Below are 15402 nucleotides of genomic sequence, written 5' to 3' on the forward strand. Positions count from 1 at the left end.
CCCCCCACCTTAACCGCCGCGTCCGCGGCGACGCATCCGGTATCGGGAGACGAACCGGCGCACGCGGCCGGCGGCCGCTGCGACCGCCGCCGCCGCGGCATCCGCCTCGGACCAGCGCCGCTCGACCGACGCGGGCGCGACATCGCCGGCACCGAACACGTCGCGGTCGACGGTCGCGGCCAGCGTCGAGAGCCGCACGCCCTCCTCGCCGGTGCGAACGGCGCCGAGTCCCTGCTCGTCGAGCTGGCGCTCGAGCACGCGCGCGGTCTGCAGCCGCGACGACCGCTCGGGCGGTTCGAAGCCGAGCTCCGCGTAGCGGTCCACGAGTTCCTCCCAGGCGCCCGCGGCCTGGCGGTCGCCGGTGCCGCGATGGCGGATGGCGCGCCGGCGGCGCTTGGCGAGCGCGACGGCGAGCATCGGCAGCAGCGCGATCGCCGCGGGGATGCCGACGCTGAGGATGATCGCCCACGCCCACGCAGGCAGCTGGAAGGGACGGTCGCGGTCGTCGTCGTCGGTGTCGTCGATCTCGACGGTCGTGAGCAGCTCGTCCTCGGCCTGCTCGGCGCGCGGCGGCTGGCGCACCTGCGGCTGCGGCTCGGACTTCGGCTTCGGCGTCTGCTCCTGGGGCACGTCGATGTTGTCGGGGGTCGGCCGGAACGAGACCCAGCCGACTCCCTCGAACGGCACCTCGACCCACGCCGTGACGTCGGAGCCGAGCACCTCGACCTCGTCGGCACCGTCGGCCACCTCGGGCGCGTAGCCCATGACCACGCGGGACGGGTAGCCCAGGTGACGGGCCATGAGCGCCATCGCCGCGGCGTACTGCTCGGCGTCGCCGACCATCTGCGTGCGCGTGAACAGCTCGATGAGCCGGTCGGCGCCGTGGCCGGCACGCGAGGGCACCGCGTCGCTGGCGAGGCCGTGGCTGAGGAACCCGTTGGTCTTCAGGCCGCGCTCGATCGCCCGCAGCTGCTCGATGGGGCTCGCCGCCTCGCCGACGTACTCGTCGGCCTTCGCCGCGACGACGTCGGGCAGGTTCTCGACGATCGGCAGCGGCAACTGCGCGATCGGCACGTCGGCCAGGTCCTGGTCGTCGGGCTCGCGCTGGATCCGCGATTCGAGGCGGTAGTGCGCGCCCTCGGCGACGCCGCTCGTGAGCACCGCGGTGCCGGCCGCCGCGTTGTACCGCAGGTCGCCCGCGCGCTCGGCGGCACCCGCATCGAGCAGTTCGAGCTCGGACCCGTAGCCCATGGTCGGCACCCACACGTCGTCGTAGGCGAGCACCTCGACCTCGATCGCTCGGGAACTGCCGAGGTCGGCCAGCTCGGGCGCCGGCAGGGTCGTGCCGACGATCGCGTAGCCCCCGTCGGTCGCGGCCTGCTCGGGACCGGCGACGTTCCACAGTCGGCCGGTGTACGAGTCCATCGCCGCCAGCCGCACGGTGTCGCCGGGCTCGAGGCCCGAGACCGTGAACAGCGGCTCCTCGGCGAGGTCCTTGGTGTACTCGCGGAACCCGGCCAGCGGGCTCGGGAACTGCAGCGGGTCGAACGGCGGCACGACCTCGTCGCGCAGCACGAAGCGCTCGGGCGCGACGGGTGCGAGCGCCAGGCCGGCGACGGCGCCGATGACGACGGCTCCCGCGACGACAGTGGCCGAGCCCGTCAGCTTGCGCCGGCGCAGCCGCGCCTCGCCATCCCCCGCGGTCTCGACCTGCGCGCCGCGGCGCCAGGCGATCCACGTCAGCGCGATGGCGGCGAACGCCACGCCGCGGATCGCGGCGAGGAACGATTCGTCGGTGCCGAGCAGGATGCCCGAGAGGAACAGCAGCACCGGCCCGATGAGCAGCACCGCACCACGAAGCGGCGTGCGCTTCACCGCGAGCCAGCGCAGCACGAGCAGCCCGCCGACGAGTGACACCACGGTCGCGGCCGCGTAGGGCACGGCGGCGACGTACGCGGGGGCCTCGACGGGAGCCGAGATCGTGAGGATGTCGGCCCAGCCGTGCACGGCACCGATCGCGAGCCCGGCGAGCGACGTGAGGCTCGGCAGCACGACGAACAGGGCCGAGTCGGGCATGACGAACGGCGTGCCGACGAGGAAGTACAGCGCGATGCCGAGCAGGACCGTGGTGAGGACGTTCAGCCGCCACAGCGTGCCGAGCACGGCCGCGAGCGTGCCGACCACGAGGCCGGCGACGGCGGCGAGCAGGAAGTCGAGCCCGCCGAAGCTCGTCTCGAAGCCGGCGATGGCGAGGAGCGAGAGCAACGACAGCACGCCGAGGTCGGCGAGCGCGGAGCACGGGATGCGAGTCACGGGCGCACTCTCCTCACCAGTCGGGACAGCTCGTCGAGCGTGCCGACCGTGACGACGGTCGACTCGCCGACGCGCGTGATGCGCGAGGCGGCTCCGAGCTCGGCACGGAACACGATGACCTGCGTGTCGGATCCGAACACGGTCTCGACGGCGCGGAACTCGGCGAGCGGTGCGAGCGACCCGCCGACGACGATCACGACGCTCGGTGTCGGCACGCGCTTCGCCGCCTCGCGGACGACGTCGCGCACGGGCGCCGCGGCGGACTCGACGGGCGCGATGCGGCTCGTGTCGTCGAGCAGCGCAGTGGGCGTCGCGGTGTTCAGGCGCAGCCGATCCGTCGCGGTCGCGAGCCGCGTGGCATCCCGGATGACCTGCACACCGAGCGACGCCAGCACCGAGACGGCCAGCTCGAACTCGTCGTCGGACGCGTAGTGCGCGCGGTTCGTCGCCTGCACGAGCAGCAGCTGCGACCGCCGGGTCTCCTCGTACTGCCGCACCATGAGCTGCCCAGTGCGGGCCGACGTGCGCCAGTGCACGTTCCGCAGCGCATCACCGGGTTCGTACGCGCGCAGCGCATGGAACGAGATGTCGTTGTCGGTGATGGTCTTGGTGATCTCGCCCTCGAGGTCGCGCACGAGCCCCGCCGCCGACGGCTTCAGGCGCGCCGTCACGGGGTGCACGAACAGCTCGACGGGCTCGGTCCATCGCACCTCGCGCCGAAGCAGGCCGAGCTGGTCGCCACGCACCGAGGCCGCGGGCCCGGCGGTGATTACCGCCCGCCGCTGCGTGGGGACGGCGAAGAGCTCCTCGTGCTGGCCCCCGGCGGGGATCGAGGGGATCACGAACTCGGCGAGTCCGCGCCCGACGGGCAGCTCGAGCTGCGAGGGCACGGATGTCGCGTCCGCGACGTTGTGCACGACGAGCCGGCCGAGTGCCCGCTCCCCCGCCACCACCCGCCGCGGCTGCAGCTCGATCTCGACGCGGTACCGCATGCGGCCGAAGACGAACGGGACGGCGAGGAGCACGGCTGCCAGCAGCGTCGCGCCGACGAACGCGAGCTCGATCCATCCCATCGCCCAGGCCAGGCCGAGGGCGACGACCGAGGCGCCGAGCACGAGCCATCCGACCGGGCTGACGACGCCGGTCACCGGCTCGATGAACCTGCCCACCGCCGCGCCGCCGCGCCCGGCCGACGCGAGGCCGGCACGGGCGGATGCCGCGAGGGAACGGCGCACGGAGCGCAGCGCGATGCGCGCCTGCGACGGAGGTGCCGCGGGCGTCGCCGGCGCGTCGGTCTCGAGCGTCATGCCGCCCGGTACGCCGGCGGGGCGACGTCGACGAGCACCTTCGCGACGATCTCGTCGGCCGTGACGCCGGCGAACTCGGATTCGGGGTCGACGATGATGCGGTGCGCGAGGACCGGCACGGCGAGCTCGCGCACGTCGTCGGGCGTGACGTACGTGCGGCCGCGCGAGATGGCCCAGGTCTTCGCCGCGCGCGCGAGTGCCAGGGCGCCGCGCATGCTGACGCCGAGCGCGGAGTCGCGGTGGTCGCGGGTCGCCGACACGATCTGGTTGAGGTACGACAGCACCGCGGCGTCGACATGGACGTCGGCGGCGAGCCGCGCCATGGTCGTCACGGAGCTCGATGCGATGATCGGCGACACCTTCGAGGCGCGCGCCCGGTTCGCCGAGTCGAGCAGCAGCGTGACGGCGGTGTCGTGGTCGGGGTAGCCGAGCGAGGTCTTGATGAGGAACCGGTCGAGCTGCGCCTCGGGCAGGGAGTAGGTGCCGGCCTGCTCGACAGGGTTCTGCGTCGCGATGACCATGAAGGGGGTGCCGACCTCGTAGCTCACGCCGTCGACGGTGACCCGGCCCTCCTCCATGACCTCGAGCAGGGCGGACTGGGTCTTCGGGCTGGCGCGGTTGATCTCGTCGGCGAGCACGATCGAGGCGAAGATCGGGCCGCGGTGGAACTCGAACTGGCCCTTGCCCTGGTCGTAGATGGTCACGCCCGTGACATCGGAGGGCAGCAGGTCGGGCGTGAACTGGACGCGCGAGTGCGTGCCGTCGAGCGTGTTGGCGAGCGCCTTCGCGAGCACCGTCTTGCCCGTGCCCGGGAAGTCCTCGAGCAGCACATGGCCCTCGGAGAGCATCGCGGTGACGACGAGCTCGATGATGTCCCGCTTGCCGAGGATGGCGCGGTCGACGTTGTCGACGAGCTTCGAGAAGGCGTCCTGGAACCACAGGGCCTGGTCTTGGGTCACTGACATGTTCGTCGTCTCCTCATCTGCAACCCGCAGCGGAGCGCGCGCGTGCGTCCGGTGGGGATGGGGGTCGCTCCGCCGTTCCGGGCGCGAACGAGCCAGCGGGTCCGGCGGAGTCGCCCCACGCTAACACGGAGGGCGTCCTCCGCCCGATGGGGACCGCTCCCCGTTCGACACGACCCGCCATCAGCAATCGGCCACGCTCCGCCCCGCACGGTTCGTGTCGCTCGCGAGCACGAACCAGCCGTCGTAGACCCCCGCCTCGTGCCGCAGGTAGAACCAGTCGAGGCCCCAGCGCTGCGATCGGCAGATCGCGTCGATCACGCTGCCGACGGGAAGCATCCCGGCCGGGTTCATGGTGCAGCCGCGCTCGGCGTTGGTCGGCGGGTTCGTGTACGTCGAGTCCGGTTCGGGACAGGTGGTCGTGGTGACCGTCGTCGGGTTCGTCGCCGCCCACGGCGCGGTCGCGGTGGCGACGTTCGACGTCGCCCATCCGCCGCAGGCGCGGGCGTTGCACGCGCGCACCTGGAATTGCTGCGGCACGTCGATCGGGGCGGTCCGCGTGAGCGAACGGTTCGAGGTGGTGCCGCTGCCCGTCGACCCGGCCGACATCCGCCACTCGTACGAACCGACCGCGCGGCCCCCGTCGTCGAGCGGTGCCGTCCACGACAGCGTGATGCGACCGGAGCCGTCGCCCGAGCCCGTCAGGGTGGCGGAGGCGGGCGTGCCCGGCGCGCCGTACGGCACGACGGTGCGACTGGCCGCGGATGGCTCGGAGACGCCGATCGCGTTCGTCGCGGTCACGCGGAACGTATAGGCGGTGCCGTTCGCGAGTCCCGAGATCGTCTGCGGCGTGCCGGCCGCGGATGCCGGGTAGGCGAGACTCGACGTGCCGTACTGCACGGTGTAGCCGGTGATCGGCGAGTTGTTCGAGGCGTTGCCGCGCCACGTGAGCGTCGCGGCCCCATCGCCGTCGACGACCGACGTGATCGTGGGTGCGTCGGGGCGGTCGCGGACGACGACCGTCACGCGCCCCCGGACCTGGCGCGCCGGGTCGCGCGTGGCGTCCTCGACGCGATAGACGATGCTGAGCGTGCCACTGAACGCGGCGCCGGTGCGGACCGTGACGCCCGTCGGGGTGTGCGCAACGCTCGCTCCCGATCCGGCGTCGGCCGACTCCACTTCCGCGCCGACCACGCGCAGCGGCGCGTCGCCGGCGAATGGGTTCACGTCGTTCGCGAGCACGGCGACGGTCTCGGACGTGCCGCGAAGCATCTCGAGCGGCCCGTCGTCGACCGCCTGGGCCTTGGGGCGCGTCGACGAGACGACCTTCACGTCGACGAAGCCCGGCACGCGGAACTCCCCGGACACGAGCGTGAACCGGATCCGTGCTCCCGTGCCGGGTGCGGTGCCGAGCGGGGCGGACAGCCGCAGCGCCGAACCGTCGAGGCGCGCCTCGATCCCGCCCGCGGCCCCGGCGGGTTCGACGAACGAGACGGCCGCGAGCACGTCGGGATTCGGATGCGACGTGGCCGCGCGTAGGTCGACGGCCACCGCCTCCTCACCCGGTTCGACCGCGGCGATCGTCGGCGTGAACTCGGGTGCCACGTCGCGATACTCCGGGTCGCCCACGAGGACCGGGAGGGTCAGGAACACGGCGCCCGCCTCACCGGACTCGACGCCCGCGACATCCGTCACCTCGAAGGTCACCGCGGCCTCGCCGCGGAAGTCCCGGGGCGGGATGAACCGCAGCGTGTCGGCATCGACGAACGAGCGCTCGCCCTCGACCGTCGCCATTGCGCCCAGGATCCGGACCTCGCGGCCGGACGGCGACACGACCAGGTCGTCGACCGGCCACTCGATGCGGCCGTTCACGGGGATCGCGAACGGCCCGACGTCGGCCAGGTACGGGGGCTCGCCGGTGTCGTCGCGCGCCGGCACGATGATGAACGCGCTCGCTGCGAGGTCGTCGAGCCGGTTCACGAGGCGGTACGCGACCGCGTACCGCTCCTCGCGGGCGGCGATCGAAACGCTGCCGTCGGGGAGCACCTCGGCGGCGCCGCCGTTCGGTCCGACGAGCTCGACCGCCAGGTCCTCGACGAGCCCGCCGGCGTTCGTCGCGCGGTCGAGGGGGCGCACCACGACCTCGTCCTCGCCGCGCACGTCGTCGGGCTCGAGCACGAGGTCCTCCGCGGTCGGCGGCAGGATCGGCGCATCCTCGTCGACGATCACGTGGAGGGCAGCGCGATCGGTCCCGCCGCGTCCGTTGGCGATGTCGTACCCGACCACGAACCGGCCCTCGTCGTCGGGCACCGCGACGACGACCTGGCGCCCATCGCGAACGCGGACATCGAGCCCGGGCGCCTCGGGCACGTCGTCCAGGCCGGTGACCTCGAGCGGTGCACCGCCCGGGTCGGAGTCGTTCGCGAGCACGTCGACCGCCGCCACCCGGCCGGGACGCAGCTCGATGACGTCGTCGACCGCGACGGGCGGCATCGCGGTCGCCGGGCGCGGCACGACCCCGATCCGCAGCACCCCTGTGCCCCGCACGCCGCGGGCGTCCTCGAGTGCGAGCCCGATCTCGTCGGTGCCGGCCGCGGTGTCGAACGCCTCGTACACGAGGCTCGTGCTGGTCTGCTCGACGACACGCCCCAGCGACGGCGCGCCGACGACCCCCGCGAGGCGGACGGAATCGCCGTCGGGATCGACGCCGTCGAGGGGCACCTCGATGGTGATCGACGAACCCGCGAAGGTGCGCGCGATGACCGGTTCGGCGACCGGGGCCTGCTCCCCCGCGTCGGGCGCGACGACCTCGACGACGAGCTCGGCTCGCGCCCGCTGCTCGAAGTCGTCCACCACGGTGTAGCCGATGCGGTGCGTGCCCGGCTCGGCCGGCGCCTGGAAGCGGATCCGGTCCGCCGAGACGAACGCGTACCCGGCCGCAGGATCGGCGCGCGCGTCGGCCGCGGCACCCGTGAGCTCGGGCGCGATGCGCATGGTCGCGGCATCCGGGTGATGGTCGTTCTCGAGCACCGGCACGCTCACCACGTCGCCGGCGCGCACGCGGGCGTGATCCCCGGCAGCGACGGGCGGCTGGTGCGTGACGATCGGCGGCACCGGTACCACGACGACGGATGCCGCGGCCTGCCGCTGCCCGTCGGACACGGTGTAGTCGAACCGCAGCTGCCGGTCGAGCGGCTCCGTCGCCGTCACGCGCGCGACGGCGTTGCCGAGCAGCTCGACCGAGACCAGCCCGTCGACCGCCGCGGCGTCGACGGACCGCACGGCGAGCACCCGGCCGAGCGGCGAGACGTCGTTGGCCAGCACCGCGACCTCGGCGGGCTCGCCCGGTCGGAGGTAGGCGACATCCTGCACGGCGATCGGGGACGGCTCGGCCTCGGCCGGAGCGAGGACGCGCACGCGGACGAGCCCGGACCCGACGCGGCCGTCGGCACCGAGCTCGTAGAGGAAGGTGTGATCACCCGGCTCCATGGCCTCGACCGTGATCGTCCCCCGATTCGCGTCGATCCCGACCTGCGCGTCATCAGGGGCGTCCGGCACGCCGATCAGGCCCAGCGGCGCACCCGAGGGACTCAGGTCGTTCTCGAGCGGACGGACCACGGTGGGCGCACCGGCGACGACCTCGACATAGTCGGGAATGCCGACCGGATCGAGCGTGCCGGTCGGGCGCACGTCGACGACGAGCTCGCCCTCGGCGGTGTCGGTGCCGTCGGAGACCATGTACGTCACGACCTTCTCGCCGAGGGTGCCCGAGCGATGCTCGAACGTGAGGAGGCCGTCGGGACTGAACCGCACGGTCTCCCCCGGCGCGCTTGCGGCCGCGAGCACGATCGCATCGCCGTCCGGATCGGTCCAATCCGCGAGCACGTGGTAGGCGACGCGCTGGTCGCGCTCGACGCTCACCGCCCCGCGCCGCGACGCCTGCGGTGGCGCATTGGCTCCGTCGGGGACGATGCGCACGTCGAGCGCCGCCTCGGCGACCCCGCCCCGGCCGTCCTCGATGGCATACCGCAGCGACGCGGTCCCCGTCGCCGCCGTGGCCGCGGTCACCTGGAGGGCGCGCCCGCCGTCGATCACCTCGAGTCGCCCCTGCGCCTCGGGGAATGCCCCGACGTCGGAGATCGTGAGCACGTCGCCGTCGGCGTCCGTGTCGTTCTCGAGCACCTCGAGCACCGCCGTCGACCCCGGACGCACGCCGAGGTCATCGTCGCGCGCCACCGGAGCCCGGTTCTCCTCGGTTCGCTCGGCCAGCGCGTCCTGGAAGCCCTGGCGCGAACTCCGGTCCTCGCCGTCGTCATCCGATTCGTCGGGCGGGATCACCTCGGACCAGTCGTCGACGAGACGCAGGTCGGCGTCGGCGAGCCACGCGTTGCCGGTGTCGAGATCGTTCAGTGCGACGACGTCGCGATTGACGCGGAACGCGAGGCGCGACGACGGCTCGCCGCTCGGCAGCTCGTGCACCAGGTCGTCGGCGCCGTCGCACGCCGTCAGCACGCGCGCGAGCCCGCCCCACGCGCCGTACGCGCACGCGCCGACGCGCACCGGCTCGGCGACCGCGTCGACCGCGGTCCCACCGGCGGCTCCGGATGGCGCGGCATCCGCCTGAGCCTCGTGTCGCGTCGTGCCGCTTCCGTCGAGTTCCACCTCGAGCAGGGCGTCCGACGTCGCGACGAACACCCGGTCTGCGGCCGGTCCTCGCTGCTGCAGCCGCGCCGCGTCGCCGGGCAGGTCGATCCGGCGTCCGTCCACGATGAGCACGTCGGCGTCATCGTCGAGGACGACGGGCCGGTCCCCGACGAGCGTGATCGCGTGCTCGCCCAAGCCCTCGAGGGGATGCTCGGCGACCGTGCCGTCCGGGTCGATCGTGACGAGGCGTTCGTCGCGCACGGAGGCCGCCGCGACGCGCCCGTCGACGCCGACGGCCAGCTGCGCTCCCTCGCCCAGCTCGGCCACGGGCGCGTCGTCGGCGTCGAACGCGAGCTCGCCCTCCGCGGGGAGCGTCCACAGGTCGCCCTCTGGCGACAGCACCGCGAGCACGCCGCCGCCGTGGGCGACCTGCGAGCCGGGTGGCACGTCGATCCCCTGCGTCAGGTTCGTGAATGCCGGGTCGACCCGCTCGATCGTGCCGGCCGCGGTGTCGACGAGGAAGACGTGCTCGCCGTCCTGCAGCACGTCGGCTGCGCCATCCGTCGTCGCCACCGCCGCGTCGAGCTCGGCGATCTGGCGGTTCAACCGCCCCGCCAGGAGTGCGTCGCCGTTGGTGACCCAGACCTCGCGGACCCGGAGGTCGGGATCCGTCTCGGGGAAGCCGGGGTGCATCGCTGCGATCGTCACCGGCGCGCCGGCGAGCAGGGCGAGCACGACGACCGACGCGACACGACGGCCTCCCGGTCGCAGGATCGGACGCCGGCTCACCGGTCGCCGCTCGGTGCGATCACGTGGGTCACCACGTGTTGTAGCCGAGGCTGTTCCACTGGCTGCCGCTGATCGCGCCGAGGGTGCGCGAGGTGCCACCGCTGATGTTCTCGAACCGCACGGCGATCGTCTCGCCGGCCGGTCGCACGCCCAGGTGGTTCAGCAGCTGCTTCTGGCCGTCCGCACCGATGTCCATCGTCTCCTGGTAGCCGCAGCACGAGGAGCCGTTGATCAGCGCGTAGACGCGGTAGCGGCCGGGGTCCATGTTGCTCCAGGTGATGCGCACCTCGGCGCAGCCGCCGCCGCCGCTGTCGCACGAGCGGCTCGGACCCTTGCCGATCCGGCCCGATGGCTGCGGATTCTGCACGCCCACGTTGGCCGACTCGATGGTGCTGGTGCCGCCGCCGTTGTTGTTCACCGCGCGAACATCGACACGGTGTGTGCCGGCCCCGACGTTGCCGAAGGAGGTGGAGGTCCCGTTCACGGTCTTCCAGCCGTTGCCGTCGATGCGCGCCTCGTAGTGCACGCCGCCGCCGCCGGTGTCGCTCGGCGGGTTCCAATCGACGTTCACCGTCGTCGGCGCGGTTCCGGCGGCGCTCGCGGTCACGTTGCGCGGCGGGCTGGGCACGCCGTACGGCGTCTCGGAGGCCGACGGGCTGGACCACTCGCTCCAGCCGATCCCGTTCTGCGTGCGGACCTGGAAGTCGTAGGCGGTGCCGTTGCGGAGCCCGCCGAACTGCTGGTTCACGCCCGCGTCGCCGGCGGCGAAGGACTTCGTCTGCCCGTTGTACTCGACCTCGTACCCCGAGATGGGCGAGTTGTTGTTCGCCGGGGCGCTCCACCGGATGGTGATGGTGCTGTCACCGTGGTTCACGATCGTCGGCGCCGCAGGCTTGTCGGGCTCGTCTCGGACGACCACCGTGATGCGGCCCTGCGTCTCGCGCGCGGGGTCCCTCGTGCCGTCCTGGATCCGGTAGATGACGCTCAGCGTGCCCGTGAAGGCCGCGCCCGTGCGGACCGTGACGTTCGTGTCGGTGAAGCTCACCGATGCGTTCGCGCCCACGCTCTGCTGGTCGATCTGCGCGTCGACGATCCGGAGCGGCGCGTCGGGCGCGAACGGGTTGAAGTCGTTGGCGAGGACGTCCATGGTCTGCGTGTCGGCACGCTGCAGGTCGTACGGTCCGTCGTCGTTGGCCTGCGGCAGCGCCCGCGTCGACGAGACGACCGTAACGTCGACGTATCCGGGCACCGTGAACTCGTTGAACACGACGTCGAACGCGATGCGCGCCTCGGTACCGGGCTGCACGCCCAGCGGCGCGGAGACCCGCAGGATCGAGCCCTCGACGATCTGCGCCTGGACGTCGGCCGTGGCGCCGGTGAGGTTGCGGTACTCGACGCGCTGGATGTTGTCGGGGTTCGGGTGGTCGGTCGACGACCGCAGGTCGACGTCGAGCGGAGCCTCGCCGGCCTCGATCGTCTCGCTCCTCGGGGTGAACGTCGGCGGCGCGTCGTTGAAGTTCGGGTCGCCCACCGTGATCGGGATGGTGAGGATGGCGGTCCGCCCGATCGGATCGTCGGCGCCCGTGCCGTCGGTCACCTCGAAGGTCACAGCAGCCGGGCCCCGATAGTCCGCAGCGGGCACGAACTGGAGCGCCGTCCCGCTGACGTACGGTGCCTCGCTCGAGTTCGTGGAGGTCGCGGAGAGGATGAGCGCGGGGTTGCCCGACGGCACCTCGACGAGGTCGTCGACGTTCCAGCTGATCCGGCCGTTCATCGGCACGATGATCTCGCCGAGCTGCTTCAGGTAGGGCGCGGGGAACTTCGCCTTCTCCTCGGCGAGCAGTTCCTCGGGCGTCTTCGGGCGCTGGGTCTCCTCGACCGTGTCGTCGCCGGATGGCACGGGCGGCACGATCACGAACGCCATCGCCGAGAGGTCGTCGAGCTCGTTCGTGAGCCGGTACGCGACGGCGTACCGCTCGCGGCCGGGCGCGACCTGGATGGTGCCGTCGGAGCCGACCTCGGCCCGGCCGGCGTTGGGTCCCTCGACGGTCACCGCGAGGTCCTCGACGAGCCCGCCGGGGTTCGTCGCATCGGCCAACGGGTCGACCGTGATGGGCTCGCCGTCGATGACCTGCTCGGGTTCGATCACCTGGTCCTCCGCCGTCGGCGGCTCGATGACGGCATCCTCGGTGACCGCGACCTGGAGGAAGGCGGTGTCCGCTCCGCCGTGTCCGTTCGAGATCTCGTAGCGGATCGTGTACGCCGCCTCCTGCTGCGGCGCCGTGACGACGATGCGGCGACGGTCGCGGATCTCGGCGTCGATGCCGTCGTCGACCTCGGGCAGGTCGGCCACGTGCAACCGGTACCCGCTCGGATCCGAGTCGTTGAGGAGCACCTCGACCGACGCGGTGCGACCGGGCTTCATCTCGATCGTGTCGTCGACGGCCTTCGGGGGCAGCTGCACCTCGGGCCGTGGGATGACCCCGATGCGGATGGTGCCGGTCGCCGTCGCGCCGAGGGTGTCGCGCACCTCGTAGGTGAACTCGTCGGTGCCGGCCGAGCCGGTCAGCGCCTCGTACGTGATGGACGTGCTCGTGCGCTCGATGACACGACCGAGCTCGGGCGCCGCGTCGATGCCCGTGAGCGTGACCGAATCGCCGTCGGGGTCGAGCTGGTCGAGCGGCACGTCGATCTTCACCGCGGAGCCCGCGAACGTGCGCGACGTGAGCGGCGTCGGCAGGGGCGCGCGGTTCTCGCCGGCGTCCTTCGCGACCACGGTGAACCGGACGGCGGCGCGCGCCGACTGCTCGTAGTCGTCGCCGACGGTGTAGACCGCGCTGTAGACGCCGGGTTCATCGGGTGCCTGGAACCGCACGGTGTCGCCGTCGACGAAGGCGAGGCCGTCGGGCGCCTCGACGTCGAGGAGATCGGGCTGCACGTGCAGCTTCGCGGCGTCGGGGTGGTAGTCGTTCTCGAGCACCGGCACGGTCACGATGTCGCCGGCGCGTACGATCGCGCCGTCGACGACGGCGACGGGAGGCTGGTGCTTCACGAGGGGCGGCACCGGCACGACGGTCACGGTCGCCGTCGAGGAGTTCACGCCGTCGGAGACGGTGTAGGCCACCTGGAGCTGGGTGTCGACCGCCTGGGACGCGGTGATCCGCAGGACCGTGTTCGTCAGGATCTCGACCGAGACGAGTCCCTCGGCATCGGCGTCGTCGATCGACTGCACGGCGAGCACCCGGCCCGAGGGCGAGACATCGTTCGCGAGCACGGGAACGGTGAGCGGTTCGCCCGCGCGCAGGTAGGCCGTGTCCTTCACCGCGATCGGCGGCGGTGCCTCGGCCGGCGGTTCCACCGCCTGCACGCGGATCAGCCCCTTGCTCACCGACGCTCCGGCGCCGACGTCGTAGAGGAAGACGTACTCGCCGGGCGTCGACGCGGCGAAGGCGATCGTGCCGCGCTCGACATTCGGTGTGACGACGGCCCCGTCGGGCACCTCGGCGACGGTGAGCAGTTCGAGTCCGGCGCCGGATGGCGACAAGTCGTTGGCGAGCGGCTCGATGAGCTCGGTCTCGCCGACGAAGACGCGCGCGAAGTCGGGCGTGCCGATCGGATTCAGCGTGCCCGTCGGTTTCACGTCCACGGTGAGCGTGCCGGCTGCGGTCGACTGTCCGTCCGAGACGGTGAACTGGACTTCCTTGGTGCCGAGCTCGGCCGACCGGTGCTCGAAGGTCACGTATCCGTCGGGGCTCGACCGCACGGTGTCGCCACCGGTCGGCGAGGCGTTCACGAGGTAGAGGTCGTCGCCATCGGGATCGTTCCAGTCGGCGAGCACGTTGTAGGAGATCTGCTGGCCCTGCTCGACGCTGATCGCGCCGCTGCGCATCGAGGCGGGAGCGGTGTTCTCGCTCTGCGGCACGATCCGCACGTTCACCGCGGCCTCGGACACCCCGCCGCGGCCGTCGTCGACGCCATACCGGAACGACACGCTGCCCGCCGCGCCCTCGGCCGGCGAGAACTGGAGCGCGCGACCGCCGTCGATGAGCTCGAGCCTGCCCGAGGCGGCGGCGACCTCGGAGGTGGAGGCGATCGTGAGCACGTCGCCGTCGGGGTCGGTGTCGTTCTCGAGCACCTCGAGCACGGTCGTGCGTCCGGGGCGCACGCCGTAATCGTCGTCGCGCGCCACCGGTGGCCGGTTCACGTCGGTCCGCTCGGCCAGCGTGTCCTCGAAGGTCTGCTGCGCAGACTTCTCGTCGCCCTCGAGCTCGTCGCTCTCCTCGGGCGGCGTGACCTCCTCCCAGTTGTCGACGAGGCGGAGGTCGGAGTCGACGAGCCAGGAATTGCCGTTGGTGAGGTTGTTCAGGACGATGACGTCGCGGTTGACGCGGAACTCGAGCCGCGACCCGGCCGTCGGCTGCTCGATGGGTACCGACTCGGGCTCCTGCCCGACGCACGCGGCGACGTAGCGCTGGCCGGCCGCCCATGCACCGTGCACGCACGACCCGAGCCGCACGGGCGCCGCGACCTCGTCGGCGCTCTCGGCGGCGACCTCGGCGCCGCTCGGGATGGTGAGGATCTCGCCGCCGCCGAGCGGCACGTCGAGCAGGTCGGTCGCGGTGGCGAGCACCACGCGGTCGCGCTCGGGCCCGGACTGCTGCAAGCGCAGCGCCGGCTCGGGCAGGTCGATCCGCCGCCCGTCGACGAGGACCGAATCGCCCTCGACGTCGAACACGACCGGGCGCTCGCCCACCGCCGCGAGCTGGTGACGGCCGACGTCGGCCAGGTCGCGCACCTCGGGCTCAGTGGCATCCTTCTTCACCGAGATGAGCTCGCCGTCGCCGGGCGACGTGGCGAAGATCGTGCCGGTGCTGCTCACGGCGACCTCGGCGTCGTCGCCGAGCTTCGCGATCGGGTCGGTGCCGCGGAAATCGAACGAGAGCTCGGCCGCGGCGGGCACGCGCCAGAGCTCGCCCTCGGGCGAGAGCACGGCGAGGATATCGCCGCCGTAGGCGAGCGACGATGCCGGCGGCACGTCGATGCGCTGCACGAGCGTCGTGAACGACGGGTCGATGCGCTCGACCGAGCCGACGCTCGGATCGAACAGGAACGCATCCTCCCCGTGCTGGAACACGTCGATCTCGTTCGTCGCGGTGGCGACGGCCGCGTCGAGCTCCTCGATCTGCCGGTTGAGCCGTCCGGCGAGCAGCTCTTCGGCGTTGGTGACCCAGACCTCACGGGCGCGCAGGTCGGGGTCGGTCACCGGGAAGCCCTGGTGGATCACGGCGATGCCGATCGGGACGCCGGCGAGCACGGCGAGGGCGGTCGCGGAGGCGATGTTCCGGCGCGAACGCACCCAGGACCTCAACGTGACCAAGCTCGTCTCC

At 72.5% G+C, this 15402-nt stretch carries 5 protein-coding genes; all 5 read right to left on the reverse strand.

Annotated elements, in window-relative coordinates; genetic code table 11:
* Positions 1-9: 9 nt before the first annotated feature.
* The 5 genes from ACFQ58_RS10360 to ACFQ58_RS10380 all read right to left on the reverse strand — a co-directional run bounded on the left by ACFQ58_RS10360 (position 10) and on the right by ACFQ58_RS10380 (position 15392).
* Positions 10-2313: a transglutaminaseTgpA domain-containing protein gene (locus ACFQ58_RS10360; RefSeq protein WP_376950989.1), complete on the reverse strand. Its 2304-nt coding sequence runs from the start codon at positions 2311-2313 to the stop codon at positions 10-12.
* Positions 2310-3620, reverse strand: a complete 1311-nt coding sequence (locus tag ACFQ58_RS10365) for a DUF58 domain-containing protein (protein WP_376950990.1) — start codon at positions 3618-3620, stop codon at positions 2310-2312. The genes ACFQ58_RS10360 and ACFQ58_RS10365 overlap by 4 nt, the downstream gene beginning before the upstream one ends.
* Positions 3617-4585 carry an AAA family ATPase gene (locus ACFQ58_RS10370; RefSeq protein WP_376950991.1) on the reverse strand — a complete coding sequence of 323 codons (969 nt, stop codon included), beginning with the start codon at positions 4583-4585 and terminating at the stop codon, positions 3617-3619. The genes ACFQ58_RS10365 and ACFQ58_RS10370 overlap by 4 nt, the downstream gene beginning before the upstream one ends.
* Before the next feature lie 180 nt (positions 4586-4765).
* Entirely contained in the window at positions 4766-10015 is a 5250-nt protein-coding gene (locus tag ACFQ58_RS10375; RefSeq protein WP_376950992.1) for an Ig-like domain-containing protein, read from the reverse strand.
* A gap of 28 nt (positions 10016-10043) precedes the next feature.
* Positions 10044-15392 carry an Ig-like domain-containing protein gene (locus ACFQ58_RS10380; RefSeq protein WP_376950993.1) on the reverse strand — a complete coding sequence of 1783 codons (5349 nt, stop codon included), beginning with the start codon at positions 15390-15392 and terminating at the stop codon, positions 10044-10046.
* Positions 15393-15402: the final 10 nt, after the last annotated feature.

This window comes from Agromyces sp. NPDC056523 (assembly GCF_042794545.1).
Taxonomy (GTDB): domain Bacteria; phylum Actinomycetota; class Actinomycetes; order Actinomycetales; family Microbacteriaceae; genus Agromyces.

Coding starts and splice junctions, on each gene's coding strand:
- ACFQ58_RS10370 (WP_376950991.1), bottom strand. CDS start 4,585: ATGTCAGTGACCCAAGACCAGGCCCTGTGGTTCCAGGACGCCTTCTCG.
- ACFQ58_RS10365 (WP_376950990.1), bottom strand. CDS start 3,620: ATGACGCTCGAGACCGACGCGCCGGCGACGCCCGCGGCACCTCCGTCG.